The 26989-nt window shown below is 66.3% G+C and carries 20 protein-coding genes and 1 tRNA gene; 14 read left to right on the forward strand and 7 right to left on the reverse strand.

What is annotated here, in order from left to right; all coding sequences use genetic code 11:
* Window positions 1-79 precede the first annotated feature (79 nt).
* The 4 genes from gltB to G6N43_RS15245 are packed head-to-tail and all read left to right on the forward strand — an operon-like array spanning window position 80 to window position 8463.
* Complete coding sequence (gene gltB, locus G6N43_RS15230; protein WP_083152951.1) at window positions 80-4609, forward strand: glutamate synthase large subunit; 4530 nt, start codon at window positions 80-82, stop codon at window positions 4607-4609.
* Window positions 4602-6110, forward strand: a complete 1509-nt coding sequence (locus G6N43_RS15235) for a glutamate synthase subunit beta (RefSeq protein ID WP_083152889.1) — start codon at window positions 4602-4604, stop codon at window positions 6108-6110. Before gltB ends, G6N43_RS15235 begins: the two co-directional genes overlap by 8 nt.
* A gap of 26 nt (window positions 6111-6136) precedes the next feature.
* The gene (gene pyk, locus G6N43_RS15240; RefSeq protein ID WP_083152950.1) at window positions 6137-7555 is read left to right on the forward strand and encodes a pyruvate kinase; all 1419 of its coding nucleotides are present in this window, start codon (window positions 6137-6139) and stop codon (window positions 7553-7555) included.
* A 23-nt stretch (window positions 7556-7578) separates the two neighbouring features.
* Window positions 7579-8463 carry an acyl-CoA thioesterase II gene (locus tag G6N43_RS15245; RefSeq protein WP_083152888.1) on the forward strand — a complete coding sequence of 295 codons (885 nt, stop codon included), beginning with the start codon at window positions 7579-7581 and terminating at the stop codon, window positions 8461-8463.
* Here the strand turns inward: G6N43_RS15245 and G6N43_RS15250 are convergent.
* Genes G6N43_RS15250 through G6N43_RS15275 form a run of 6 tightly spaced genes read right to left on the reverse strand, consistent with a single transcriptional unit; the run spans window position 8460 to window position 15264 of the window.
* On the reverse strand, window positions 8460-8990 hold the full coding sequence (locus tag G6N43_RS15250) for a DUF4190 domain-containing protein (protein WP_083152887.1): 531 nt from the start codon (window positions 8988-8990) through the stop codon (window positions 8460-8462). The two genes, G6N43_RS15245 and G6N43_RS15250, sit on opposite strands and share 4 nt — an antisense overlap.
* Before the next feature lie 11 nt (window positions 8991-9001).
* The gene (locus tag G6N43_RS15255) at window positions 9002-10492 is read right to left on the reverse strand and encodes an ATP-binding cassette domain-containing protein (RefSeq protein ID WP_083152886.1); all 1491 of its coding nucleotides are present in this window, start codon (window positions 10490-10492) and stop codon (window positions 9002-9004) included.
* The gene (cydD, locus tag G6N43_RS15260; protein ID WP_165761877.1) at window positions 10485-12044 is read right to left on the reverse strand and encodes a thiol reductant ABC exporter subunit CydD; all 1560 of its coding nucleotides are present in this window, start codon (window positions 12042-12044) and stop codon (window positions 10485-10487) included. Before cydD ends, G6N43_RS15255 begins: the two co-directional genes overlap by 8 nt.
* Before the next feature lie 41 nt (window positions 12045-12085).
* Window positions 12086-13135, reverse strand: coding sequence for a cytochrome d ubiquinol oxidase subunit II (cydB, locus tag G6N43_RS15265; protein WP_083152884.1), 1050 nt, complete (start codon window positions 13133-13135; stop codon window positions 12086-12088).
* 9 nt (window positions 13136-13144) lie between these two features.
* A complete protein-coding gene (locus G6N43_RS15270) occupies window positions 13145-14605 on the reverse strand; it encodes a cytochrome ubiquinol oxidase subunit I (RefSeq protein ID WP_083152883.1) in 1461 nt (486 codons plus the stop codon).
* A gap of 59 nt (window positions 14606-14664) precedes the next feature.
* Window positions 14665-15264, reverse strand: coding sequence for an HdeD family acid-resistance protein (locus G6N43_RS15275; protein ID WP_083152882.1), 600 nt, complete (start codon window positions 15262-15264; stop codon window positions 14665-14667).
* Between the two features lie 184 nt (window positions 15265-15448).
* On the opposite strand from G6N43_RS15275, the gene G6N43_RS15280 reads away from it, so the two are divergent.
* The 7 genes from G6N43_RS15280 to G6N43_RS15310 are packed head-to-tail and all read left to right on the forward strand — an operon-like array spanning window position 15449 to window position 22272.
* A complete protein-coding gene (locus tag G6N43_RS15280) occupies window positions 15449-16366 on the forward strand; it encodes an ABC transporter substrate-binding protein (protein ID WP_179967872.1) in 918 nt (305 codons plus the stop codon).
* 17 nt (window positions 16367-16383) lie between these two features.
* Window positions 16384-17313: an amino acid ABC transporter permease gene (locus tag G6N43_RS15285; RefSeq protein ID WP_083152881.1), complete on the forward strand. Its 930-nt coding sequence runs from the start codon at window positions 16384-16386 to the stop codon at window positions 17311-17313.
* Window positions 17314-17326: 13 nt separating this feature from the next.
* A complete protein-coding gene (locus tag G6N43_RS15290; protein WP_179967873.1) occupies window positions 17327-18079 on the forward strand; it encodes an amino acid ABC transporter ATP-binding protein in 753 nt (250 codons plus the stop codon).
* Window positions 18080-18084: 5 nt separating this feature from the next.
* Window positions 18085-19212 (forward strand): MacS family sensor histidine kinase, encoded by a 1128-nt coding sequence (gene macS / locus G6N43_RS15295; RefSeq protein WP_179967874.1) that lies wholly within the window; start codon window positions 18085-18087, stop codon window positions 19210-19212.
* Window positions 19185-19850 (forward strand): response regulator, encoded by a 666-nt coding sequence (locus tag G6N43_RS15300; RefSeq protein ID WP_083152879.1) that lies wholly within the window; start codon window positions 19185-19187, stop codon window positions 19848-19850. The genes macS and G6N43_RS15300 overlap by 28 nt, the downstream gene beginning before the upstream one ends.
* A 45-nt stretch (window positions 19851-19895) precedes the next feature.
* Window positions 19896-21728 carry a DUF2339 domain-containing protein gene (locus G6N43_RS15305; RefSeq protein WP_165761876.1) on the forward strand — a complete coding sequence of 611 codons (1833 nt, stop codon included), beginning with the start codon at window positions 19896-19898 and terminating at the stop codon, window positions 21726-21728.
* 55 nt (window positions 21729-21783) lie between these two features.
* Window positions 21784-22272, forward strand: a complete 489-nt coding sequence (locus G6N43_RS15310; RefSeq protein WP_083152877.1) for a Dps family protein — start codon at window positions 21784-21786, stop codon at window positions 22270-22272.
* Here G6N43_RS15310 and G6N43_RS15315 read toward each other — a convergent pair.
* Window positions 22269-23558: an adenylate/guanylate cyclase domain-containing protein gene (locus G6N43_RS15315; RefSeq protein ID WP_083152876.1), complete on the reverse strand. Its 1290-nt coding sequence runs from the start codon at window positions 23556-23558 to the stop codon at window positions 22269-22271. The two genes, G6N43_RS15310 and G6N43_RS15315, sit on opposite strands and share 4 nt — an antisense overlap.
* A gap of 1129 nt (window positions 23559-24687) precedes the next feature.
* Between G6N43_RS15315 and G6N43_RS15320 the strand changes: the two genes are divergently transcribed.
* From G6N43_RS15320 to G6N43_RS15330, 3 genes are all read left to right on the forward strand, one after another.
* Window positions 24688-24770 (forward strand) — tRNA-Leu (locus G6N43_RS15320).
* Between the two features lie 169 nt (window positions 24771-24939).
* Window positions 24940-25572, forward strand: a complete 633-nt coding sequence (locus tag G6N43_RS15325) for a two-component system response regulator PdtaR (protein WP_083152875.1) — start codon at window positions 24940-24942, stop codon at window positions 25570-25572.
* Between the two features lie 199 nt (window positions 25573-25771).
* Window positions 25772-26989: a branched-chain amino acid ABC transporter substrate-binding protein gene (locus tag G6N43_RS15330; RefSeq protein WP_083152874.1), complete on the forward strand. Its 1218-nt coding sequence runs from the start codon at window positions 25772-25774 to the stop codon at window positions 26987-26989.

The raw sequence follows: 26989 nt of genomic DNA on the forward strand, positions 1-26989 counted from the left end.
GCCGCGCTGATACAATCGACATTCGGGCCGGTGCAGTCCCGGGCCATGATTTCCCCGGACTGTGGAGGTACTTTCCTCGATGCAATATTCGGCTTTCCCCGAGCCCCAGGGTTTGTACGACCCCGCCAACGAGTCCGACTCGTGTGGCGTCGCCATGATCACGGACATTCAGGGCCGCCGATCCCACGCCATCGTCGTCGACGGGCTGGTTGCCTTGGAACATCTCGAACACCGTGGGGCTGCGGGCGCCGAACCCAACAGCGGCGACGGGGCAGGCATCCTGATCCAGCTGCCGGTGGAACTGCTGCGCGAGGTGGTCGACTTCGAGCTGCCGGAGCCCACCGCCGACGGCGCCAGCACCTTCGCGGCAGGCATCTGCTTCCTGCCGCAGGACTCCGATGCCCGCGCCGCCGCGCGCGCACACGTCGAAGCGATCGCCGCCGAGGAGGGGTTGACCGTGCTCGGCTGGCGCGAGGTGCCCACCGACCCGGTTGGCGCCGAGGTCGGCGCGACGGCGCTCGGCTGTATGCCGCACATGGAGCAGCTGTTCGTCACCTCACCGCAGCAGGTCGGCGGCATCGATCTCGATCGTCGTGTCTATCCGATGCGCAAGCGCGCCGAACGTAACGGTGTCTACTTCCCGTCGCTGTCCAGCCGCACCATGGTCTACAAGGGCATGCTCACCACAATCCAGTTGCCCCAATACTTTCCGGATCTGCGTGACGAACGCTGTCGCAGTGCGATCGCGATCGTGCACAGCCGCTTCTCGACCAACACGTTCCCCTCGTGGCCGCTGGCGCATCCCTTCCGCTTCGTCGCGCACAACGGCGAGATCAACACCGTGCGCGGCAACCGCAACCGGATGCACGCCCGCGAGGCCATGCTCGCCAGCTCCAAGATTCCCGGCGACCTGTCCCGGCTCTCACCGATCTGCACGCCGGAGGCGTCGGACTCGGCATCGTTCGACGAAGTGCTCGAACTCCTGCACCTGGGCGGACGCAGCCTGCCGCATGCGGTGCTGATGATGATCCCCGAGGCGTGGGAGAACGCCACCGCCATGGACCCCGCCGAACGGGCCTTCTGGCAGTTCCACGCCTCACTGATGGAGCCGTGGGACGGTCCGGCCTGCGTCACCTTCACCGACGGCACTCTCGTCGGAGCGGTGTTGGACCGCAACGGATTACGGCCCGGCCGCTGGTGGCGCACCCTTGACGACCGGATCATCCTCGCCAGCGAGAGCGGCGTGCTCGACGTGCCCTCCGCGCAGATCGTCGCCAAGGGCCGGCTGCAGCCGGGAAAGATGTTCCTCATCGACACCGCCGCCGGGCGCATCGTGTCCGACGACGAGATCAAGGAATCCCTCGCCGTACAGCAGCCGTACGGTGAGTGGCTGCATTCCGGGCTCCTCGACCTCAAGACGCTGCCCGACCGGGTGCGCATCCAGCCGAACCACGAGTCCGTCGTGCGCCGCCAGATCGCCTTCGGCTACACCGAGGAGGATCTGCGCATCCTGCTCACCCCGATGGCGGCCTCGGGCAACGAACCACTGGGCTCCATGGGCACCGACACCCCGGCCGCGGTGCTGTCCCAGCGGTCCCGGCTGCTCTACGACTACTTCGTCGAACTCTTCGCGCAGGTGACCAACCCGCCGTTGGATGCCATCCGCGAGGAGGTCGTCACCTCGATGGCCCGCGTCATGGGCCCGGAGCAGAACCTGCTCGAGCCGACCGCGGCGTCCTGCCGCCAGATCGTGCTGCGCTGGCCCGTGCTCGACAACGACGAACTCAACAAGATCGTCCACATCAACGACGACGGCGAGCACGGCGGACTGCGGACCGCGGTGCTGAAGGCGCTGTACGACGTCGAGCGGGGCGGCGAGGGCCTGGCGGAAGCGTTGGAGGACCTGCGGCTGCGCGCGTGCGACGCGATCGCCAAAGGCGCACGCACACTGGTCATCTCCGACCGCGACTCCGACCACACCAGAGCGCCGATTCCGTCGCTGCTGGCCGTGTCGGCCGTGCACCACCACCTGGTCCGCACCAAGGAGCGCACCAACGTCGCGCTGGTGGTCGAGAGTGGCGACGCGCGGGAGGTGCATCACATCGCGATGCTCATCGGCTTCGGTGCCGCCGCGGTCAACCCCTATCTGGCGTTCGAGTCCATCGAAGACCTCGTCCGCGAGGGCGAGCTCACCGGCATCGAACCCGCCGCCGCCGTGCGCAATTACCTCAAGGCGCTCGGCAAGGGCGTGATGAAGGTGATGAGCAAGATGGGTATCTCGACCGTCGCCTCGTACACCGCCGCGCAGTGCTTCGAAGCGATCGGCATCGACAGGCACGTCATCGACGAGTACTTCACCGGCACGCCGAGCCAGCTCGGTGGGGTCGGGCTGGAGGTGCTCGCCGAAGAGGTCAAGCTCAGGCACCGGCGGGCGTACCCGGAGAACCCGACCGAGCGGGTGCACCGGCGGCTCGAGGTCGGCGGTGAATACGCGTTCCGCCGCGAGGGCGAACTGCATCTGTTCACTCCCGAAGTGGTGTTCCTGCTGCAGCACTCGACCCGCACCGGTCGCTACGACATCTTCAAGCAGTACTCCGACGAGGTGGACCGTCTCTGTCGGGAGGGCGGCACCCTGCGCGGGCTGTTCGGCTTCAAGAAGCTGCGCCCGCCCGTCCCGCTGGAGGAGGTCGAGTCCGTCGACTCGATCGTCACGCGGTTCAACACCGGTGCGATGAGCTACGGCTCCATCTCCGCCGAGGCACACGAGACCATGGCCATAGCGATGAACAACCTCGGCGGCCGGTCCAACTCCGGGGAGGGCGGCGAGGACACCGACCGCCTCTACGACCCGCGTCGGCGCAGCGCCGTCAAGCAGGTCGCCTCGGGCCGCTTCGGCGTCACCAGCGATTACCTCGTCAACGCCACCGACATCCAGATCAAGATGGCTCAGGGCGCGAAACCCGGTGAGGGCGGCCAGCTTCCGGGCTACAAGGTGTATCCCAACATCGCCAAGACCCGGCACTCGACACCGGGTGTCGGTCTGATCTCACCGCCGCCGCACCACGACATCTATTCGATCGAGGACCTGGCCCAGCTGATCCACGATCTGAAGAACGCCAACGCCGACGCGCGCATCCACGTCAAGCTCGTCAGCAGTGTCGGCGTGGGCACGGTCGCGGCGGGTGTCTCCAAGGCGCACGCCGACGTCGTGCTGATCTCCGGGTACGACGGCGGCACCGGCGCGGCGCCACTCACCAGCCTCAAGCATGCTGGTATCCCGTGGGAGATCGGCCTGGCCGATACGCAACAGACGTTGATGCTCAACGGTTTACGCGACCGCATCACGGTGCAGTGCGACGGCGGCATGCGCACCGCCCGCGACGTCATCGTCGCCGCACTGCTCGGCGCCGAGGAGTTCGGTTTCGCCACCGCGCCGCTGATCGTGTCGGGCTGCATCATGATGCGGGTCTGTCACCTCGACACCTGCCCCGTCGGCGTGGCGACGCAGAACCCCGAACTGAGGGCGCGATTCAACGGCAAACCGGAGTTCGTCGAGAACTTCTTCCGGTTCATCGCCGAGGACATCCGCCGGTACCTCGCCGAGCTCGGGTTCCGCAGCATCGACGAGGCCGTCGGCCACGCGGAGATGCTGGACACCGATGAGGGCGTCGCCCATTGGAAGAGCAAGGGGCTGGACCTGACCCCGATTTTCGCGGTGCCCGAAGGTCGATACGGCGAGCGCCGCCGCACCAGGGACCAGGATCACGGTCTCGACGAAGCCCTGGACCGCACCCTCATCCAGCTAGCCGAGGGCGCCCTCGAGGACGCGCATCCGGTCAGGCTGGAACTGCCCGTGCGCAACGTCAACCGCACCGTCGGCACACTGCTCGGATCCGAGGTCACCCGGCGCTACGGCGCTGAGGGACTGCCCGACAACACGATTCATGTCACGCTGACCGGTTCGGCAGGCCAGTCGATCGGGGCCTTCCTGCCGCCCGGCATCACGTTGGAGCTGGTCGGCGATGCCAACGACTACGTGGGCAAAGGGCTGTCCGGTGGCCGGGTGATCGTCAGGCCGCCCGATGACGTCCTGTTCCTGCCCGAGGACAACGTGATCGCGGGCAACACCCTGTTGTTCGGCGCCACGTCCGGCGAGCTCTACCTGCGGGGCCGGGTCGGCGAGCGGTTCGCCGCTCGCAACTCCGGGGCGCTGACCGTCGTCGAGGGCGTCGGCGATCACGCCTGTGAGTACATGACCGGCGGCCGCGTGGTGATCCTCGGTAAGACGGGCCGCAACATGGCCGCGGGCATGTCCGGCGGCATCGCGTTCGTGTTGGCCCTCGATCCGAAGAAGGTCAACACGGAGATGGTCGAGTTGCAGCGCCTCGAACCCGAGGACCTGACGTGGCTGCACGAGGTCATCGCCACACATGCGAGATTCACCGGAAGCACGTTGGCCGCCAGCGTGTTGTCCGACTGGCCAAGGCGCAGTGCGCAGTTCACCAAGGTCATGCCGCGCGACTACCAGCGTGTGCTGGAGGCAACGCTGGTCGCCAAGCGCGAGGGCCGGGACGTCGACACTGCGATCATGGAGGCAAGCCGTGGCTGATCCGACAGGTTTTCTCAAGGTTCCCAAAGTCGAAGCCGCCAAGCGGGCCGTCGATGAGCGTGTCGGCGACTGGCGCGAGGTCTACGAACAGCAGGATCCGCACGAGCGCGCCGGCGAGGTCTCCCAGCAGGCTAGACGGTGCATGGATTGCGGAATCCCGTTCTGCCACTCCGGAAGTGCGGGCTGCCCGCTCGGCAACTTGATTCCGGAATGGAACGACCTGGTGCGGCGCGGCCGCTGGGATGCGGCGAGCGATCGCCTGCACGCGACCAACAACTTCCCGGAGTTCACCGGACGATTGTGTCCCGCGCCGTGCGAGGCGGCGTGTGTGTTGTCGATCGGCGAGGAGCGCACCGGCGGCAGCGTCACGATCAAACGCATCGAACAGACCATCGCCGACCAGGCCTGGATGGACGGGATTGTCGAACCGCAACCCGCGGCCATCGCGACGGGCCGCAAGGTGGCCATCGTCGGATCCGGACCTGCCGGATTGGCTGCGGCACAACAGCTCACGCGGGCCGGCCACGACGTCACCGTGTATGAGCGCGACGACCGCATCGGCGGCCTGATGCGCTACGGCATCCCGGAGTACAAGCTCGAGAAGGCCACGCTGAACCAGCGGCTGGCCCAGATGCGCGCCGAGGGAACACGTTTCGTCACCGAATGTGAAGTCGGCGTGGATCTGCCCGTCGAGCAACTCAGGCAGCAGTATGACGCCGTGGTGCTCGCGGTCGGCGCATTGCGGGCGCGCGACAACGACGTGGAAGGCCGATCGCTCAAGGGCGTTCACCTCGCCATGGACCATCTGGTGCCCGCGAACAAGGAGTGCGAGGGCGACGGACCCAGTCCGATCTCGGCGGCCGGTAGGCACGTCGTGATCATCGGCGGCGGCGACACCGGGGCCGACTGTCTGGGCACCGCACACCGCCAGGGCGCGGCATCGGTCACGCAGCTGGACTACAACCCGGAGCCGCCGGAGTATCGCGACGAATCCCGCTCGCCGTGGCCGATGTGGCCGATCGTGCTGCGTACGCGGCTGTCGCCCGCACACGCCGAAGGCGGCCACCGCCGCTACGAAGTGGCGGTACAACGCTTCCTCGGTGACGAGCAGGGACGCCTTCGGGCGATGGAGATCGCCGAGGTGAAGGTCGAACGCGACGCTGACGGTCGCCGGATCATCACGCCGGTCGGCGAGTCGCTGGAAGTGCCGTGCGACCTCGCCCTGCTGGCGATCGGCTTCGAAGGCGTCGAGCACATGCCGCTGCTGGACGGGCTCGGTCTTAAGCTCAACCGACGCGGCACCGTGCCGTGCGGATCGGACTGGCAGACCGACGCGCCCGGCGTGTTCGTGTGTGGTGATGCGCACCGCGGTGCCTCGTTGATCGTGTGGGCTATCGCGGAAGGCCGCAGCGCGGCCCACGCCGTCGACAAATACCTGATGGGGGAGTCGGATCTGCCCGCACCGGTGGTTCCGGGCGCGTTGCCGCTGGCCGTCGTCTGAATCGATCAACGACTATGCTCGCAACCGTGAATAGACGCGGGAAGATCGTCTGTACCCTCGGCCCGGCGACCGCGACTGATGATGCGGTGAAGGCACTGGTCACGGCGGGAATGGACGTCGCGCGACTGAACTTCAGCCACGGTGAATACGCCGATCACGAAGCCAACTACAAGCGGGTGCGCGCCGCCTCCGACGCGACCGGGCGCGCCGTCGGCATCCTCGCCGACCTGCAGGGCCCCAAGATCAGGCTCGGCCGGTTCAAGGACGGACCCACCGAATGGGTCGAGGACGAGACGGTGCGCATCACGGTCGACGACTGCGAGGGCACCCACGACCGGGTGTCCACCACATACAAGCGACTGGCTGAGGACGCCGCTCCCGGCGACCGCGTGCTCGTCGACGACGGCAACGTCGGTCTCATCGTCGACCGCATCGAGGGCAACGACGTGGTGTGCACCGTCACCGAGGGCGGCAAGGTCAGCAACAACAAGGGGATGTCGCTACCCGGCATGAACGTGTCGGCGCCTGCGTTGTCGGAGAAGGACGTCGAGGATCTCGAGTTCGCTCTGCAGGTCGGCGTCGACCTGGTCGCACTGTCGTTCGTGCGATCGCCTGCCGACATCGAACTCGTGCACGAGGTCATGGACCGCGTGGGCAGGCGGGTGCCGGTCATCGCCAAGCTCGAGAAACCCGAAGCCATCGACAATCTCGAGGCGATCGTGCTGGCTTTCGATGCGATCATGGTCGCCCGCGGCGATCTGGGCGTCGAGCTGCCGCTCGAAGAAGTTCCGCTGGTGCAGAAGCGCGCCATCCAAATGGCAAGGGAGAACGCCAAACCCGTCATCGTCGCGACCCAGATGCTCGAGTCGATGATCGAGAACTCCCGGCCCACCCGCGCTGAGGCGTCTGACGTCGCTAACGCGGTGCTCGACGGTGCGGACGCCGTGATGCTCTCGGGTGAGACATCGGTCGGCAAGTACCCGCTCGAAGCGGTGCGGACCATGGCACGAATCGTCAAGGCGGTCGAGGAGAACTCCGTCGTGGTGCCGCCGCTCACGCACGTGCCCCGCACCAAACGCGGTGTGATCTCCTACGCGGCCCGCGACATCGGCGAGCGGTTGGATGCCAAGGCCCTCGTGGCCTACACCCAGTCCGGCGACACGGTGCGTCGGCTCGCGCGTCTGCACACACCGCTGCCGCTGCTGGCCTTCACGTCGCTGCCCGAGGTCCGCAGCCAGCTCGCGCTGAGCTGGGGCACGGAGACGTTCATCGTGCCGCACATCCAGACCACGGATGGAATGATCCGGCAGGTCGACAAGTCATTGCTCGAGCTCGGGCGCTACAAGCGGGGCGACCTGGTGGTCATCATCGCGGGCGCGCCGCCGGGCACAGTAGGCTCCACCAATCTGATCCACGTACACCGGATCGGGGAGGACGACGTCTAATCACGGCGAATAGGGGCAACCGGGTGTCGACGGCCGATGAGCCGCTTGCGGGAGAATCCGACTTCGACGAGCTGCTGGCGATACTCGATCTCCGCCAGCTGGCCGACGACATCTACGTCGGCTCACATCCGAGCAAGAACCCGGTGCGTACGTTCGGCGGCCAGATGATGGCGCAATCGCTGGTGGCGGCCTCCCGCAGCCTCCGGCACGAGCTGCCACCCGCCGCGTTGTCGGCGCATTTCATCGCGGGCGGTGACCCGGACAAGGACCTCGAGTTCCACATCACCCGCCTGCGCGACGAGCGGCGGTTCGCCAACCGGCGCGTCGACGTCATGCAGAACGGTGAGGTGCTGACCACGGTCCTGGTGTCCTACCTCGCGGGCGGTCGCAGCCTCGAGCACGGCATCGAACCGCCGGACCTGCCGGACCCGCAGTCGCTCCCGCCGATCGATGAATTGCTGCGCGGATACGAGGAAGTCGTCCCGCATTTCGCCTCCGCGCTGCGCCCGATCGACTGGCGCTACACCAACGACCCGACGTGGGTGATGCGCGACAAAGGGGAGAAGCTGACCTACAACCGGGTCTGGATGAAGACACGCGGTGCGATGCCCGACGATCCGGCCGTCAACGCCGCGGCCCTGGCGTACGCATCCGACACCACGGTGCTGGACTCGATCATCACCACCCACGGACTGTCGTGGGGATGGGACCGCATCTTCGCCGTCACCACGAACCACTCGGTGTGGTTCCACCGCCCGATCCGGTTCGACGAGTGGGTCCTCTACTCGACGTCGTCCCCGGTGGCCGCCGACTCACGCGGCCTGGGCACCGGCCACTTCTTCGACCAGGAAGGTCAGTTGTTGGCGACCGTGGTACAGGAAGGGATCGTCAAGCACTTCCCGCGCTAACCCGCCGGGGTGGTGAGGGTGATCGAGAACTGATCCTCGATGTGCTCGGTGAACTGATCGGCGCACCGCTGCACGGCTTCCTGATCGCTGCCCGCCCGGGACATGCAGTCGACGTAATCGGTGCCGCCCACCTCTTGGAATCCCCAGACGAACAGAGCGATGAAGGCGATCGCCTCGATGATGCTGAGGATGCCGAGGATGATGCCTGCGACCGCGACGCCGCCGTTGGTGGCCTCACCGCGCTTGGCCCGGCCCCAGCCGATGAAGCCGAGGATCACTGCGACGACACCGAGCACGATGCCGCCGACGACGCTCAGCAGCGCGATGATCGCGGTTACCAGCGCCGCGATGCCGATGCCGTTCTGGGGAGCCGCGGGTGGCGGCGCGTACCCGCCGTACGGCGGCGGCGGCTGTTGCTGCGGCGGGGGATAGCTCCCCGGATATGCGCCGTAGGAGGGTTGCTGCGCACCCGGTGGCGGCGGTGCGGGCGGAGTTGGCGGCGTTTCGGGACGGTCCGGCTCGCTCATGGTGCTTGAGGTTACCCGCAGGCAGGGAGCGTGACGGTGCTACAGACAAAGTCGATGGGCAAGTGATGGGTGGCGACGACGACGGTGCGCTCGGCGGGGAAGAGGCCACCGGGAGTGAGTAGTTCGTTGAGGAATCGACTGCCGTCGGCGGCGTCGAGGTGTTCGGTCGGTTCGTCGAGCAGCAGGGTGGGCGCGGTCGACACCAGCGCGCGGGCGAGTAGGAGTCGCCTGCGTTGACCGGCCGACACCGCCGCGTCGCCGCCGACGAGAACGGTGGACAGCCCGTCGGGCAGCGAGTCGAGCCACTCGCCGAGACCCACCCGGGCCAGGGCGGCGCGCAGCTCGTCGTCGTTCGCGTCGCCGCGCGCCACCAGAAGGTTGTCGCGGACGGTCGTGGCGAACAGGTGCGCATCCTCGGGAAAAAACGCGGCGCCCGACGGGATCTCCTCGGGCAGCAGGCCCGCGAGGTGCATCAGCAGCGTCGTCTTTCCGGATCCGCTCGGCCCGGTCACCGCCAACCGGTCGCCGGGTTTGAGATGAACCGTGGGGACCGCAGGCCGGCGTGAGTCGTCGTGAGCGGGGTCGGTCAGCATGCGCAGGCGCCGCGCGGCGACGCGCGAGCGCGCCAGTTGCACTCCGGCACCGGGCAACGCGGTGGCCGCCTCAAAAGCCGACAGCGGCAACAGCATCAGCACCGCCAGCGTCGTAGGTGCCGTCGTCGGCGCGATGGCGATACCGCACACGACGGCACCGAGCACGCTGGCGCCGATCGCCGCGATCGGAGCCGCCGACGCCAGCGCCGCCGGTGCCGCCGCCCGGTCGATGGCGTCACCCCAGTCGCGTTGTTGTCTGTCGGCGTCGGCGAGCACCTCGTCGAGGCGGCCGCTGACGCGTAACTCGGGTGCGTGCTCGAGCGCCATCATCGCGGCGGTGTCGCGCTGCGAACGATGCAGTGCGGCAAGGTTTTCGGCGGCCACCGCGGCGCGGGCGGCCAGTGCGGGCGTGGCAACGCCCGCGACGAGCAGGCACAGCGCCAGCACCGCCGCGGCGACGGGGGAGATGAGCGCGATGGTGATTGTGGCGGCCGAGCCGAGGACCGCGGCGACCGCAATCGGAACCACCGCGCGCACGAGCACATCGGACAACTCGTCGACCGACGAGCCGATGTCGCTCACCAGCTCGCCGGTGTGTCGGCGCATCACCGCGTCGGCGGGCCCCGTCGCGAGCCGCGCGTACAGCCGCTCGCGCACGCCGGCGGCGGCGCGCAGGGCGGTGTCGTGAGAGGCCAACCTCTCGCAGTAGCCCAGGATTCCGCGGGAGATGCCGAGCGCGCGGACCGCCACGACCGCGACGGACAGGTCCAGCACCGGCGGCATCTGCCACGCCCTGGTGATCAGCCACGCCGCAACGCCCGCTAGCGCCAGGGCACTGCCCAGCGACAGCACCCCGAACAGGATCGCCAACAGCAGCCGGGGCAGGCGCGGGCGCAGCAACTCAAACATCGACGAGGCTCCCCAACTGCACGACGCGGTCACCGATCGCCAGCACCGGTGCGCGGTGGCCCACCACGATCACCGTCGCCCCGGCAGCCGCGCGCGCCGCGATGGCGTCCAGCACGCGGTGTTCGGTCTCGGCGTCGAGGTGAGCGGTCGGCTCGTCGAGCAGCAGCACGGGTGCCCGCGATCCGAGCGCGCGGGCCAGTCCGAGCCGCTGTCGCTGCCCGAGCGACAGGCCGACACCGCCGCTGCCCAGCATCGTGTCCAATCCGTCGGGCAAGTCGGCGACCACTTCATCGAAACATGCGATACGACAGGCCGTTTCGATGTCGTCGAGCGGACCGAAGAGCTCGAGGTTCTGGCGCACCGTGCCGGGAATGATCGTGGGGCGGTGCGGCAGCCACGCGATCTGCGCCCACCACGCGGGCAGGTCGAGGTCGGCCACGTCCACGCCGTCGACCCGTACCCGGCCGGAGAGCGGCTCGTCGAGGCCCAGTACGGCCTGCAGGAGGGTGGACTTGCCGATGCCGTTGGGGCCGGCGATCACGGTCACCCGGCCGGGCTCGGCGGCGGCGTCGTATCCCGTGAAATCGATGGTGGTGCCGGCCGCTGTGATCGTGCGGGTTCCGCGGGGCGGGTCGGGCAGCTCATCGATCAGCCGGAACGCGTTGTCGGCGGCGGTCTTTCCGTCCTGGGCGGCGTGAAATGCAGCACCGACGCGGCGCAGCGGCCAGAACACCTCGGGTGCGAGCAGCAGCGCGGTGAGCGCCGCCGTCAGCGTCACGTCGCCGTACACCAGTCGCAGGCCCACGCTGACCGCGATCAGCGCGACCCCCAGCGTGGCCAGCAGTTCCAGCACCAGGGACGACAGAAACGCGATGCGCAGCGTCGCCATCGTGGAACGGCGGTGCGCGGCACCGAGTTCGGCGATCCGGTTCACCGAGCCGCCGACGCGTCGCAGGGCGCGCAAGGTCGGCAGGCCCGCGACGAGGTCGAGCAGCCGCGACTGCAGCGTGGCCATCGCGCGCAGCGCGGCGGCCGACCGCTCGGCGGTGGTGAGGCCGATCAGCACCATGAAGATCGGGATGAGCGGGAGGGCGATCATGACGATGGCCGCGGATCGCCAGTCGTAGAAGGCGATGACGGCGACGGTCGCCGGTGTCAGGATCGCGGCGACGAAGAGCGCGGGCAGATATGCGGTGAAGTACAGGCGTAGGCCATCCAGGCCGCGGGTGACCAGGATGGCGGCGTCGCCGCGGCGCTCGGCCAGCCGGCGGGGCGGCAGGGACGTCGTCGCGGTGAGCACCGAATTGCTGAGGTCGGCGATCACCTCGCTCGCCCCACGCTGGGCGAGACGGCCCTGCAGCCAGGTGATCAACGTCCGGAAGGTCCACAGCAGCAACAGAATCGACAGCGGCACCAGGAGGTGGTCGAGGTTGCGCTGGTCCGGATCGGTGATCACCCGGGCGACGATGTCGGCGAGCACGACGGCGGAGGCGATGGTGGCTCCGGCCATCAGCACACCGCATACGGTCGACCATGCGAGGAAGCGGCGCATGGCGGTCGATGCGCGCCACAGTCGCGGGTCGACCGGGCCGCTCACGTCCTGCGCCGCGACAATCCGATCGAGGCCGGTATCGCGTCGGCGGTGATCCTGCGACGGAACACCCAGTACGTCCAGCCCTGATAGCCCAGCACCAGCGGAAGCAGGGTCAGCGATGCCCACGTCATGATGGTCAGTGTGTACGGGGTCGACGACCCGTTGTAGATCGTCACGCTCCAGTCCGGATTGAGCGTGGACGGCAACAGCTTCGGATACATCGAGCCGAACAGCAGCGCCACGACGGAGGCGACGACCACCATCATCGACGCGAACGCCCATCCCTCACGCTGGCGCGTCGCGATCAACGCCACCGCCGTCAGCAGCGCGACCACCGCAATCCCCAACGGGAGCCACGTCCATGTCTTGCCGTGCGCCAGTTGGGTCCACAACCCGAACCCACCGGCGAACACGACGGCGGGTACGGCCAACATCCGGCCGAAGCGAAATGCGTCGTCGCGCACCGGCCCTGCGGTCTTCAGAGCGATGAACGTCGCCCCGTAGAACGCGAACAGCGATGCCGTCGCCAGACCGCCGAGCACCGTGTAGGCGTTCAGCACGTCGCCGATCCCCAGGTGCGCCTGGCCATCGGCGTCGATGGGGAGCCCGCGCACCAGGATCGCGAATGCGACACCCCACAGGACGGCGGGCAGCCAGGACCCGGCCGCGATACCGGCGTCGGCCCATGCGCGCCAGCGCGGATCGTCGATCTTGCCGCGCCATTCGATCCCGACGATGCGCACGATCATCCCCGCCAGGATGGCCAGCAGGGGTAGATACAGCGCCGAGAACACGGTGGCGTACCAGTTGGGGAACGCCGCGAACATCGCTGCGCCCGCGGTGATCAGCCAGACCTCGTTGGCATCCCACACCGGCCCGATGGTGTTCAGTACGGCGCGCCTGCTCTGTTCGGTATCGGCGCCCCTGGCCTTGCCCGCGGCCCCGAACGGAGCCATCAGCATCCCGACCCCGAAGTCGAATCCCTCCAGCAGAACGAAGCCGCCGAACAGCACGGCGATGATCAGGAACCACAACTCTTGAAGGCCCATCACGATCTCCTAGTACGCGAAGGACAGGGGAGCGACGTCCTCGTCGTCAGGCGAGGGCGGCGGGACGGGTTCGGAGTCGTGCTCCTGCGGTCCCTCGATCACGTATCGGCGTATCAGCCAGAACCAGATCACCCCCAGCGCGCCGTACAGCAGCGTGAAGACGGTCAGCGACAGCGCCACGGTACCGGTGGCATGAGCCGATACGCCGTCCTGCACCGTCATTCGCACGAGTTGATCGCCGGTCGGGTTGGGCACCACGACCCAGGGCTGTCTGCCCATCTCGGTGAAGATCCAGCCCGCCGAATTGGCCAGGAACGGCATGGGAATCGAGATCAACGCGAGCCAACCGAACCACCGCTGGTGCGGAATGCGGCCGCGGCGCGTCAACCACAATGCAGCGAGCGCGAAAACCACTGGGATGAGCAGCAAACCGATCATGGCCCGGAACGCCCAGTAGGTGACGAACAGGTTGGGCCGGTAGTCGCCGGGGCCGAACTTCTCCTGGTACTGCTCCTGCAGGTCGTTCACACCCTGCAGGGTGACGCCGCTGAATTGGGATTCCGCCAGGAAGGGCAGCACGTAGGGCACCTCTATGAGGTGTTCGACGCTGTCGCAGTTGTTGTGGGTGCCGACGGTCAGGATCGAGAAGTTCGGATCGGTCTCGGTGTCGCACAACGACTCTGCCGACGCCATCTTCATCGGCTGCTGGACGAACATCAGCTTGCCCTGGATGTCGCCGGTGAAGAACAGCCCGCCCGCGGCGACGAGCGCCACCAGGCTGCCCATGATCGTCGCAGGCCGGTACATGCTGCGGGACTCGTCGGTCTCGTCCGGGCGCTTGTGTGACCTCACCATCAGCCACGCGCTGATCGCTGCGACGAAAACGCCTGCGGTGAGCAGTGATCCGGCGACCGCGTGCAGGAACGCCCAGATCGCGGTGTTGTTGGTCAGCAGGGCGCCGAAGTCGGCGAGCTCCGCGCGCCCCGTCTCCGGGTTGTACTTGGCGCCGACGGGATGCTGCATGAACGAGTTCGCCGCGATGATGAAGTAGGCGGATGCGTTGACTCCGAAGGCGACGATCCAGATACATGCGAGGTGAACCAGCCGCGGTAGGCGGCTCCAGCCGAAGATCCACAGCCCGATGAACGTCGATTCGAAGAAGAACGCGATCAGGCCCTCGAACGCCAGCGGTGCCCCGAAGATGTCGCCGACGAATCGCGAGTACTCGCTCCAGTTCATGCCGAACTGGAACTCCTGCACGATGCCGGTGGCGACGCCGAGCGCGAAATTGATCAGGAACAGCTTGCCGAAGAAGCGGGTGAGCCGGTACCAGGCCGGAGTACCGGTGACGACCCACGCCGTCTGCATCGCGGCAAGCAGCGGCGCGAGCCCGATCGTGAGCGGGACGAGGATGAAGTGGTAGACGGTGGTCGTCCCGAATTGCCACCGCGACACATCTAGTGCGTCCATGAACCCTCCCGCGGCTGTCCCACCAGCCTACGACAGAGTGTAGTAGAACGCGGTGTGCGTTAGCTCACCGATTCTTCTGCCGCAGGCGTCGGCGCCGTGCCGCCTCCGAGTTCCTTCGCCGCTTTCCGGATCCCGAACGCCGACACGACTTCGATCACCCCGATGACGATCAGGCAGATGCCGACCACCCTGGTCAGGGTTTCCAGGGACTCCAGCGGCCAGGCCAGTAAGAAGATGCCCGCCAACAGGCTGAGCAGACCGATGAAGATCTCCCATGCCCGGCCGGGAAGGGTGCTGTCGCTGATGGCGGACACGGCGGTGGCGACCCCTCGGAAGATGAAGCCGATCCCGATCCAGATGGACAGCAGCAGAATCGAGTCCTGCAGGCTGCGGAAGCAGAGCAGCGCCAGGATCAGGGCGGCGGCACCGCTGATGAACAGCAGAACCCGGCCGCCTGCCGACACGTGCAGGCTGAACGCGAAGACCACCTGCGTCACGCCGGTGACCAGAAGGTAGGCGCCGAAGAAGATCGCGGTGACGATGATGGTCAGGGTCGGCCACGTCCAGGCCAGTACGCCCAGGATGATGGCCAGAACTCCCGACAGCAGGGTCGACCACCACAGGTGCTTCAGCAGGCTCGGAGGAGCAGGACTTTCCATGGCCGCAGTTTCGCACAACGGCTATTGGCAGCCCCGCTATTTGCCTGATCCGTATGCAAACTGTGTCATTGGCGCGTCCGAATTCAAATGGCCGATCGTTCCCCTGCCGCTGCGGTAGCTCTCCATTAATGTTCCGGTACCGGCGCTTCGCGCTGGATCCACGAGGCAGAAAGAAGAGGCAACCGTGCTACGTGAATGTCAAGACCGGCGAGGCAAACTGTGGCAGTTCGCGGCGGTGTTTGCTGCGACTGGCGCGCTGCTCATGTCGGGGTGCGCGAGCGGTACCAACACGAGCGAAGAGACGAGCGGGACGACGACGGCGACGGCCGAGAAGGTCGACGAGATCGCGAACACCGTTCCGGAGGCGATCAAAGAGTCCGGCAAGCTGATCGTCGGCGTCAACATTCCCTACGCGCCGAACGAATTCAAGGATCCCAGCGGCAAGATCGTCGGCTTTGATGTCGATCTGATGAACGCGATCGCGGGCACACTCGGCCTGACCGCGGACTACCGCGAGTCGGACTTCGCCAAGATCATCCCCTCGATTCAGCAGGGCACCTACAACGTCGGCATGTCATCGTTCACCGACACCAAGGAACGCGAGGAGTCGGTCGACTTCGTGACCTACTTCAGCGCAGGCATCCTCTGGGCCCAGCGGCCGGGCGACCCGATTGATCCAAACAACGCGTGCGGCAAGAAGGTTGCGGTACAGGCGACCACGACCGAGGAGACCGACGAGCTGCCCGCCAAGAGCAAGGCATGCGTCGACGCGGGCAAGCCGCCGATCGAGATCGTCTCGTTCGACGGGCAGGATGCGGCGACCAACGCCGTGATCCTCGGTCAGGCGGACGCCATGTCCGCCGATTCGCCGGTGACCTCATATGCGATCAAGCAGAGCAACGGAAAGCTCGAGGCCGCAGGGGAGATCTTCGATTCCGCGCCGTACGGCTGGCCGGTTCAGAAGGGTTCGCCGCTGGCGCAGTCCCTGCAGAAGGCTCTCGAGCATCTGATCGAGACCGGCAAGTACGAGGAGATCGCCAAGAACTGGGGCGTCGAGAGCGGGATGATCGACAAGCCGGTGATCAACGGCGCGGTGAGCTAGGCAAGTAGGAACCCGAAATGACTGATGTCGACACGTCGCCGCCTGCCGCTCCGGCCGCCATTGATGCCGTTCCGCTGCGTCATCCGTGGCGGTGGGTGGCGGCGGTCGTCATCGTCTTTCTGGTCGTACTGTTCCTCTATGGTGCGGCCACCAACGACGCCTACCGCTGGAGCGTTTTCCGGGAGTACCTGTTCAACGAGCGGGTGCTGAAGGTCGGTCTTGTCAACACGCTTCAGCTGACCGTCTACTCGATGGTGCTCGCGATCGCGTTCGGCGTTGTCCTCGCGGTGATGCGGCTCTCGCCGAACCCCATCTTCAAAGCGGTCTCGTGGGTGTACCTGTGGATCTTCCGCGGCACGCCGATCTACGTGCAGCTGGTGTTCTGGGGTCTGATTCCCACCATCTACCAAGACATCCGGCTCGGAGTCCCCTTCGGCCCGGCATTCTTCGAGTTCGACCTGCAGGCCCTGTCGATTCCGTTTCTGCTGGCGATTCTCGGCCTGGCTCTCAACGAGTCGGCCTACATGGCCGAGATCATCCGCGCCGGAATCTCTTCCGTGCCCGAGGGGCAGCTCGAGGCCTCGACAGCGTTGGGCATGTCGTGGGGAATGGCGATGCGGCGCACGGTCTTACCGCAGGCGATGCGGGTGATCATCCCGCCGACCGGCAACGAGGTCATCAGCATGCTGAAGACGACGTCGTTGGTCACCGCCGTGCCGTTCACCCTCGACTTGTACGGCATCACCTCCCGCGAGATAGCGGCCCGAGAGTTCGAGCCGGTGCCGCTGCTGCTTGTCGCAGCATTCTGGTATCTGGTGGTCACCAGCATCCTGATGGTCGGGCAGTACTACCTCGAGAGGTACTTCGCCCGCGGCGCGTCGCGCAAGCTGACCTCGAAACAGCTCGAGGCGCTGGCCAAGGCGCAGGTCCAGAATCCGGGGATGTGACCAGATGACACCGATGGTGAAGGCCGAGGCGGTCTGCAAAAACTTTGGCGCCCTGCATGTTCTGAAGGGCATCACGCTGGAGATCGGCAGGGGCGAGGTACTGGTGCTGGTCGGCCCGTCCGGCTCGGGCAAGTCGACCTTCCTGCGGTGCATCAACCATCTGGAACAGGTCAATGCCGGCCGGCTCTATGTCGACGGCGAACTGATCGGCTACCGGGAACGCGGCGGGAAGCTGCACGAGATGTCGCCGCGCGAGGCCGCCAAGCAGCGCCGCGACATCGGTATGGTGTTCCAACATTTCAACCTTTTTCCCCACCGCACGGCGCTGGAAAACGTCATCGAGGCCCCGATCCACGTCAAGAAGACGAAGAAGAGCGATGCGGTGGCCCGAGCCAAGGACCTGCTGAGTCAGGTCGGGCTGTCGGACAAGGCCGGTGCGTATCCTGCACAACTCTCCGGCGGGCAGCAGCAGCGGGTGGCCATTGCGCGTGCCCTCGCGATGAACCCGAAGCTGATGTTGTTCGATGAGCCGACCTCGGCTTTGGATCCGGAGCTGGTCGGTGAGGTTCTCGAGGTGATGAAAAAGCTTGCCGCCGAAGGGATGACGATGGTGGTGGTCACCCACGAGATGGGGTTCGCCCGCGAGGTCGCCAATCACCTGGTGTTCATGGACGGTGGCGTGGTGGTCGAAAGCGGGCCTCCGCGGGAGGTGCTGAGCAACCCGCAGCACGAACGGACGAAAGCGTTTCTGTCAAAGGTGCTCTAGATCGGATGCCGGCGCACTCACCGGATCCCGCTGCGCCGCTGTGGCGGGCGGCGCAGGTTTTCCGGCTGCTGAGTTGCATCTACGCCTTCGGTTTCCAGATCGCCGTGAACGGCGAACTCGTCCGCCCGGCGCTCGGATGGGCACTGTTCGCCGTCCTGCTCGGATGGAGTGCGTTGTGCGCGTTCGCATATCTGCAGGGCTTCGGCAGGCGTGTGTACTGGGTGCTCGCCGAGATACTCGTCGTGGTCGCTCTGATCCTGTCGACCGAATTCATCGCCTCGCAACAATGGGCCTTCGACAACCAGTCGTGGCCGACGACGTTGTGGGCCACCAACGCCACGATCTCGGCGGCGATCCTGTCCGGGCCCATCGCCGGAATGCTGGCCGGGGTGGCGGTGATGATCGCCAGCACGATCGTCAAGGGCTTCATCAACTACGACCTAGGCCGCAACGCGACCATAGTCATCGAGCTGGCGGTGGGACTCGCCGTCGGGATGGCGGCGCAGACCGCACGCCGGGCGCACGCCGAGCTCGAAGAGGCGGCGCGACTGGCCGCCGCACATCAGGAGCGGGAGAGGTTGTCGCGCCGGGTGCATGACGGCGCCATCCAGGTGTTGGCTCTGGTGTCGCGACGTGGTCGCGAAATCGGCGGGGAGACCGCTGAATTGGCCGAGTTGGCGGGGGAGCAGGAGCGCGCCCTGCGTCGGCTGGTCAGCTCGGCCGACACCGAACCGCGGGCCGGCGAGAAGACCGATCTCGGTGCGTTGTTGCGAAAGAGGGCATCGGATGTGGTGTCGGTCAGCGTGCCTGCCGACCCGGTGCTACTGGACGCGGACACGGCGAACGAGGTGTACGCCGCGGCCGTCAACGCGCTGGAGAACGTCGCCGCCCACGCCGGCCCCGATGCACGCGCCTACGTGCTGCTCGAGGATCTGGGCGACTCGGTCACGGTCAGCATCCGCGACGACGGTGTCGGAATCGCGGAGGGCCGACTCGAGGAGGCGGTCGGCGAAGGCCGGATGGGTGTGGCCAAATCGATTGTCGGACGGATGGATTGGCTTGGTGGCAGCGCGAAGCTGACCACTGCGCCGGGATGTGGGACGGAATGGGAGCTGACAGTACCCCGACGGTGATGGTGGTTGACGACCACCCGATCTGGCGTGATGCGGTGGCCCGCGACCTCGCCGAAGACGGGTTCAACGTCGTCGCCACGGCCGACGGCGTGGCCTCCGCGCGGCGGCGGGCGGCGGTGGTGCTGCCGGACGTTGTCGTGATGGACATGCGACTGTCTGACGGCGACGGGGCGCAGGCCACAGCCGAGGTGCTCGCGGTGTCGCCGTCCTCGCGGATCCTGGTGCTCTCGGCATCGGACGAACGTGAGGACGTGCTGGAGGCGGTAAAGGCAGGCGCGACAGGTTATCTCGTGAAGAGCGCGTCGAAACAGGAACTCGGCGACGCGGTGCGTGCCACGGCGGAGGGCCGTGCGGTCTTCACACCTGGGCTCGCGGGGCTGGTGCTCGGCGAGTACCGGCGCATCGCGCAATCCGGGGCGAAGAGCCCGACGGGGACGCCGACGCCGAGCCTCACCGAGCGGGAGACCGAGATTCTGCGCCACGTCGCGAAGGGGCTGACGGCCAAGCAGATCGCCGCCAGGCTCTCGCTCAGCCACCGCACCGTCGAGAACCATGTGCAGGCCACGTTCCGCAAGCTCCAGGTGGCCAATCGGGTGGAGTTGGCCCGCTACGCGATCGAACACGGTCTCGACGAGTAGTCCTACTCATCCGAAAACGGCCATCGGGCTGTCACGATGTCACCCATGACCGAACCGCATCGTGCCGTCATCGCCAGGGTGTCCGCCGACTTCGCCGCGATATCGCAGTACATGGCGAGGGTTTCGGCGGACTTGGCGACGTTGGACCGCATGTTCTCCGAGCAGTCGCAGGTCACGCCGGCGGCCCAGCCGGTTCAGCCGCCGGTGCAGCCGGTTCAGCAGCCCCAGCCGTACCCGATGTCCTACTGGCCCCAATATCAGCCACAGCCGCAGTATCAACGCGGTTATCAGCCGCAATACCAACCGCAGCAGCCGATTCCGGTGTCGCCCGCGGGTGCGCAGAAGCCGCCGCGCGACGAGGGCTGGGTCGGCAAGCTGCTCGCCATCGCAGGCGTCGCGGTCACGTTGATAGGCGTCGCGCTGCTGCTCGTCCTGGCCGCTCAGGCGGGCATTCTGCGGCCGGAGATCCGCGTGGCTGGTGGTGCGGCGCTGGCCGCCGCGCTGGTGGGGGTAGGCGTCTGGCTGTACCGACGCCCCGGTGGGCGGGTCGGTGCCATCGCCCTGGCCGCGACGGGAATCGCGACGGCCTATATCGACGTCATCGCCATCACGGCGATCTATGACTGGGTGTCTGCCCCCGTCGGTCTGGTGGCCGCCGCCGTCATCGGCGGCGGTGGTCTGACGCTGGCGCGGCGCTGGGACTCACAGCAACTCGGCGTCCTCGTGCTGGTTCCACTCATCGTGCTGGCACCGGTGGTCGCTGGTGGTGTGACGCTGCTGCTCGTCGGCTTCATGCTCGCGCTCGCCGCCGCATCGCTGCCGGTGCAGCTCGGCAAGGACTGGATCTGGTTGCACTGCTCGCGCATCGCCGCCGCCACACTCCCGCTGCTCATCGCCCTGCTCGCCCTGTACTTCGACGATCGCCGCGACGCGTGGCTCGTTGCGGCATGCGCCATCGCCGCAGGCCTGGCAATCGTCGCTGCGCTGATACTTCTGCGCAGGACCTCCAATCGCATCCTGATGTCACTGGTGACCGGTGCCGGTGTGCTGCCGCTGCTGTGCGTGAGACTGGTCGCCGACCGGGCGGTCGCCGCGTTGATGGCGGTGGTCCTCGCAGCGGTATTGCTGGCTATCGTGCTCATCGGTGGCCGCCTGCCCGGGGTCGACAAGGTCGTGCGTCAGGTCTGGGCGGCGCTGTCGGCGGTCTCCGCGACCATCGCCGTGTCGGTCGCGTTCGACGGCCGGATCGCGGGCCCGGTCCTTTTGGCGATGGCGATCGTCGTGGCCGTCGCCGCACGGCATGAGGCCATCGCGAGATGGGTCGCACTGGGCCTGGCCGTGGTGGGCGCGGCCTTCTACCTGGGCTACGCACCCCCGAGCTCGCTGGCCTTCGCCACCGAAACCACCACCGCGACAGCCGTTTCCACGTTGATAGGCAGCCTGCTGCTGATCGCGTTCGCCGCCGTGATCGTGTGGACCACCGACCAACGCGATTCGCTGCTGTGGGCAGGCTCGGCGGTGGTGGCGGTCTATGCGATCACCAGCTTCACCGTCACCGCCGGGGTGCTGATCGGCGGCGAGGAGCGCGGCTTCTTCGCCGGGCACATGGCCGCGACGATCTGCTGGATCGTGGCGGCCGCGGCACTGCTGATCTACGCGGCGCGGATCCCGCGGGCCAACCGGTCCCTGCCTATCGGCGGGGGACTGGCGCTGGTGGGGGCCGCGATGGCCAAGCTGTTCCTGTTCGACCTCGGCACTCTCGATGGCATCTTCCGCGTGGTGGTGTTCATGGTCGTCGGCCTGATACTGCTGGGCCTCGGCGCGGGGTACGCGCGCCTGCTCGAGAAGCAGGACCAGCAACAAGACCAGCAGGTGTGAGCGGAGTCACGCCGTAATTTGGAATCATTCCAGATTGCGAATCGTTGATCAAGGCATGGGTACAAATCGACGCAGTGAAACAGACGTAACCGAATTCCAGGCCTCAGCAGAGCTGAGCGCGAACCTGCAGCGGGTCCTGGTCGACCTGATCGAGCTGCACCTGCAGGGCAAGCAGGCGCACTGGAACGTGGTCGGTACCAACTTCCGCGATCTGCACCTGCAGCTCGACGAGCTGGTCGACTTCGCGCGCGAGGCCAGCGACACCGTTGCCGAACGGATGCGGGCACTTTCGGCCGTACCGGACGGACGGTCCGACACCGTGGCGGCCAGCACGACGCTGCCGCAGTTCCCGGCGTACGAGCACAACACCGGCGAGGTCGTCGACCTGATCACCGCACGCACCTATGCGGCCGTCGACACCATTCGCTCCGTGCACGATGCGGTGGACGCCGAGGATCCCAGCACCGCCGACATCCTCCATCAGCTCATCGACGGCCTCGAGAAACTGGCCTGGCTGATCAAGTCGGAGAACCGCAAGGTCTAAGAAGGTCCGACGACCGCGCCTTGTTCGACACCGTCTCGAACGGCGCGGTCGTCGCGCCGCCCGACGAGGTACCAGGTCCGCATCATGCCCTTGCCCTTGATGTCGACCTCGCCGCGCTCCTCAAGGAGGAACGTGCCTTTCAGGCGTTCGTAGACGTCGCCGGGCACCTGAATCCGGCCCTCGACATCCGTGGTCTCCATGCGCGACGCGACGTTCACGGCGTCGCCCCACACGTCGTAGAAGAACTTTCGCGCGCCGACGACGCCGGCAACCACCGGTCCCGTCGCCAGGCCGATGCGCAATGGCACCTCGCGACCCTTCGGGTCCTTGAGGTCGGCAACTGCCTCGGCCATGTCCAACGCCAGGCAGGCAAGTGCCTCGGCGTGGTCGGGCCGGGGTTCCGGCACCCCGCTGACCACCATGTACGAGTCACCGCTGGTCTTGATCTTCTCCAGGCCATGCCGGTCGACGAGTTGATCGAACGCGGTATAGAGCTGGTCCAGGAACCGCACGAGCTCACTCGGTGAGATGTCGCTCGCTCGCTTGGTGTAGTCGGCGATATCGGCGAAGAGGATCGACGCCTCGTCGTACTGGTCGGCGACGATGTCGCGCGTCGGATCCTTGAGTCGCTCGGCGATCGTGGCGGGGAGGATGTTGGTCAGCAGTTGCTCGGATCTGTCGTACTCCGCTTCCATTGCCTCGCGCGCGCGTCGGGTCTCGCGCAGTGAGTATCCGATCGTTGCGACGACGAGAATCCATGCGGTGATGACCGTCAGGACGAACGACACCCGAAACGACCACGCCGGTTGGGTGCCGGTGTCGTTGGGCACGTAGAACTCCAAGAAGATCACCGTGATGGCAGCGATGGCGGAAAGTGTTGCGGCCAAGACGATGTGGTCGGTGCCCAGGATGACCAACATGAGCGCGGCGGCAACAATGTAGTAGAACTGCAGTCCCGAACCGGTGCCGAGATAGATGCACAGCACCAGGATCGTGAAATACGACACCGCGAAGAAGATCACCGGCGCGACCACCTCGCCCCAACGGCAGAGTCGCGGAATCGCGACGAACGCGGCCGCGCTGGCGAGGTTGACGAGAGACACCCACCAGTCCTGACCGATCAGGAATCCCTGGATACCGAAGAACGCGGTGATGGCCGCGCTGATCATGGCGGTCATGTTCAGCACACGGCGGTGCCGTGCGGCCCGCTCGGCGTGGTACGGCGTACGCCCCGGTGCGCGGCCGTCCACCGCCACGTCGGGCAGGCATACCGGCCGGGCTTTCATAGCCACAGTTCAAAGCGTAACGCCGCCCGGAACTACCTGCGGTTTTTACTCTCGCGACAGCCGGAACCGCGGTTAATTCGTTTTCTGGCCTTACTGTTTTGCTTCCAAGACCGACTCTTGCATTCCTTGGCGTTTGCGGGCGTTTGCGTGGGTGCCGAGCCGGCGCCCGCACCGGACCCGTGCCGAGGCAGGGTCGACCTCGAGGGCCGAGCCTGGGGGCATGGAAGATTGGGCACCGGAATTGGCACTCAGTGCCATACAGCCGCACGCACTAGGCGTGCTCCGCCACGCGGAATTAACACAGAAATGACGTACAAATTCTTACACCGCGTGCCGAAATTCGCGGGCGGATGATTGATTAGTTTTAGCGCAACGTTGCCAACTTTGAATAGTGGCGTAGCGTCACGCAGCGTGGGAAGTGAGACGACCGTCGGGAAATTCAATCCCGACTTTCGTTACCAGCAGTTTTATAGGTATGATGAAGCCTTTTGTCAATTTTGACGAAGTGCGGGTGACGTGCGACGATGGCGGGCCATACGTTGCCAAATTCGCTTCCGAATGCATCGTTGGCGGCGCGACAGGCTGGCGTAGAAGTTTGGTATGGCGAGCCTTATCCGTGCTGGATTTCAAAAAGGCCGAAAATTCATCTCAATTTCGCACCCCAAGATGGCGCCAAGTGTGTAATTTGAATCCATCGTCCCTGGAAGTGCTCGACGAGATTGGACCACGAGTGGCGATGAGGTCTGTGGAAAGGCGCCGACAGACGCGATTGGGAGTCGCGTTGGCAGTTGCCGCGAAACCGAAGGCCCTCGTGTCTAGCGATGTAATCAGTTTGCTCGTACCGATGAATGGTGCTCTGTCCGACTGGGACGGCTCGACGTGCGGCGGCTATTTCGGGGGAAGCCCCACCGTCTCGTCCGGCCCGTGTCGCTTCATCGGCGCAGCGTAAATACGAGGGGTACCTGCTGCGGATCACAATGTGGTCCGTAGCAGGTCTATGTAAGAGGCGCGATCCGTGCTGTGATTCCTCGGTCGAGGTGGGTGCTGAAACGTAGTGGTGAAGTAAGGCGTAGGTGGCGTGATGGTGGTGTGGCGAGACTGCTCGCGTACCCTAGCCTTGCTCTCGCAAGCCCGAGTGGCGGAATGGCAGACGCACCGGACTCAAAATCCGGCGATGGCAACATCGTGTGGGTTCGACTCCCACCTCGGGCACTTTGTTGAATCAATGGGGTGAATTAACGGGCTGTTTCGAGCTGATCGCTGAGCGGCGGATCACTCGGCAAGCTTGGCGAAGCCGCTATTCGTGCACTCGGCGGGATTGCACGGGATTGCAGATGCCCCCGCGGTCGCCCATCGCGGTCACTACCGCCACAATAGTTGCATGGCAGCTGCTTCCGGGGCATCGACTGGTGACGAAAAGCCGCGGCGCGTTCTCGTCGCCGAGGACGAACCGCTCATTCGGATGGACCTCGCCGAGATGCTGCGCGAGGAAGGCTATGAAATCGTCGGCGAGGCCGGCGACGGGCAGGAGGCCGTCGACCTGGCCGAGAGCCTCAGGCCCGACCTTGTGATCATGGACGTGAAGATGCCGCGGCGCGACGGTATCGACGCCGCATCGGAGATCGCCGGCAAGCGGATCGCCCCGATCGTCATTTTGACCGCCTTCAGCCAGCGCGAGCTCGTCGAGCGGGCCCGCGACGCGGGCGCCATGGCGTATCTCGTCAAACCGTTCAACATCAACGACCTCATTCCCGCCATCGAGGTGGCGGTGAGCCGTTTCAGCGAGATCGCCGCGCTGGAGCAGGAAGTCGCCGAGTTGTCGGACCGGTTGGAGACGCGAAAACTCGTCGAACGCGCCAAGGGTTTGCTGCAGGCCAAGCAGGGCATGACCGAACCCGAAGCGTTCAAGTGGATTCAGCGTGCGGCCATGGATCGCCGGACCACCATGAAGCGTGTCGCCGAGGTCGTGCTGGAAACCCTCGACACGCCCAAGGACACTTCACCGTCGAGCTAGCCGTGACCCGGGACGACCGTTAATTGTGCGTTTCCGACGCCGCAGTTTGAGCGGATCTCCCGTCTGATCGACACGGTCCCTTGGCCAAGATCGCGCACCACCGCCATGTGTTGGCTATGGTCGTCCCGAAGCATTGCCGCCCGCGCCGACCTGGGAAGGGCTGCCGATGCCGACAAAAACATTGACCCGGAGGTGAAGCGTGCGCGGTCGCGTGGCACGGAAAGCATTTGCTATCGGTAGCGCTGGTTTGGTTGTGCTCGGCGTAGCGGGTTGCCAACAGCAATCCGCGCCGAGCGAGGATGGCGCCGCACCGGCTGATTTGAAGATCGTCGAGCAGGTTCAGATCGATCAGAGCGGCAACGAGGTACCGCCACCCGAGGGCGCGACGCCGCTCGATCCGGCGGGTGACGGCAACGCTCAATGCCCGCCGGTGTCCATCGCGATGGCGGGAGCGCTCAACGGCCCTGACGCCGCGCTGGGCATCAACATCAAGAACGGGATCCAGCTCGCCGTCGACAAGCACAACGCCGCGAACCCGGGCTGCCAGGTGCAATTGAAGACGTTCGACACCGAGGGCGATCCGCAGAAGGCGACCCAGGTCGCACCGCAGATCATCAACGACGCCTTCACGATCGGCCTCATCGGGCCCGCGTTCTCCGGCGAGACGAATGCCACCGGCGACGTCTTCAACCAGGCCGGTCTGGTCGCCGCCACCGCGTCGGCCACCAACGTCACGTTGTCGGAGAAGGGATGGAAGACCTTCTTCCGCGGGCTGGCCAACGACGGCGTGCAGGGACCGGCGGTCGCCAACTACATCAAGAACACGTTGGGCCACAAGAAGGTCTGTGTGGTCGACGACAGCACCGACTATGGTCTCGGTCTCGCGCAGGCCGTGCGTGAGACGCTCGGCCCGGTCGCCGATTCGGCGTGCAACATCTCGGTCAAGAAGGGTGACAAGGACTTCTCGGCGGCGGTGACTCAGGTCAAGGGCGCCAGCCCGGACTCGGTGTTCTTCGCCGGCTACTACGCCGAGGCGGCTCCGTTCGTCCAGCAGCTGCGGGACGGCGGCTTCGAGGGCACGTTCGTCAGCGCCGACGGCACCAAGGATCCGGAGTTCGTCAAGCAGGCGGGCGAGGCGTCCAAGGACGCGGTGCTGGCCTGCCCGTGCGGCCCGGCCACCGGCGAGTTCGCCGAGGAGTACCGCAAGGCGTTCAACCAGGAGCCCGGCACCTACAGCGTCGAGGGCTACGACCTCGGCGCGATCCTGCTGAAGGGCATCGACTCGGGCAAGATCACCCGGCCCGACCTGCTGGAGTTCGTGCGCACCTATGACGGTCAGGGCGTCGGTCGCAAGTACCAGTGGGGTCCCACCGGTGAACTGACGAACACGTTGATCTGGATCTACAAGGTCCAGTAG

It is taken from the genome of Mycolicibacterium moriokaense, assembly GCF_010726085.1.
GTDB lineage: Bacteria > Actinomycetota > Actinomycetes > Mycobacteriales > Mycobacteriaceae > Mycobacterium > Mycobacterium moriokaense.

What these genes read in the sequence shown, in the direction of transcription:
- G6N43_RS15255 (WP_083152886.1), bottom strand. Translation starts at nt 10,492, where the DNA reads ATGTTTGAGTTGCTGCGCCCGCGCCTGCCCCGGCTGCTGTTGGCGATC.
- G6N43_RS15325 (WP_083152875.1), top strand. Translation starts at nt 24,940, where the DNA reads ATGGCAGCTGCTTCCGGGGCATCGACTGGTGACGAAAAGCCGCGGCGC.
- G6N43_RS15270 (WP_083152883.1), bottom strand. Translation starts at nt 14,605, where the DNA reads ATGGACGCACTAGATGTGTCGCGGTGGCAATTCGGGACGACCACCGTC.
- cydB (WP_083152884.1), bottom strand. Translation starts at nt 13,135, where the DNA reads ATGGGCCTTCAAGAGTTGTGGTTCCTGATCATCGCCGTGCTGTTCGGC.
- G6N43_RS15290 (WP_179967873.1), top strand. Translation starts at nt 17,327, where the DNA reads ATGGTGAAGGCCGAGGCGGTCTGCAAAAACTTTGGCGCCCTGCATGTT.
- G6N43_RS15250 (WP_083152887.1), bottom strand. Translation starts at nt 8,990, where the DNA reads ATGAGCGAGCCGGACCGTCCCGAAACGCCGCCAACTCCGCCCGCACCG.
- G6N43_RS15315 (WP_083152876.1), bottom strand. Translation starts at nt 23,558, where the DNA reads ATGAAAGCCCGGCCGGTATGCCTGCCCGACGTGGCGGTGGACGGCCGC.
- G6N43_RS15300 (WP_083152879.1), top strand. Translation starts at nt 19,185, where the DNA reads ATGGGAGCTGACAGTACCCCGACGGTGATGGTGGTTGACGACCACCCG.
- macS (WP_179967874.1), top strand. Translation starts at nt 18,085, where the DNA reads ATGCCGGCGCACTCACCGGATCCCGCTGCGCCGCTGTGGCGGGCGGCG.
- G6N43_RS15310 (WP_083152877.1), top strand. Translation starts at nt 21,784, where the DNA reads ATGGGTACAAATCGACGCAGTGAAACAGACGTAACCGAATTCCAGGCC.
- G6N43_RS15285 (WP_083152881.1), top strand. Translation starts at nt 16,384, where the DNA reads ATGACTGATGTCGACACGTCGCCGCCTGCCGCTCCGGCCGCCATTGAT.
- G6N43_RS15275 (WP_083152882.1), bottom strand. Translation starts at nt 15,264, where the DNA reads ATGGAAAGTCCTGCTCCTCCGAGCCTGCTGAAGCACCTGTGGTGGTCG.
- gltB (WP_083152951.1), top strand. Translation starts at nt 80, where the DNA reads ATGCAATATTCGGCTTTCCCCGAGCCCCAGGGTTTGTACGACCCCGCC.
- cydD (WP_165761877.1), bottom strand. Translation starts at nt 12,044, where the DNA reads ATGCGCCGCTTCCTCGCATGGTCGACCGTATGCGGTGTGCTGATGGCC.
- G6N43_RS15305 (WP_165761876.1), top strand. Translation starts at nt 19,896, where the DNA reads ATGACCGAACCGCATCGTGCCGTCATCGCCAGGGTGTCCGCCGACTTC.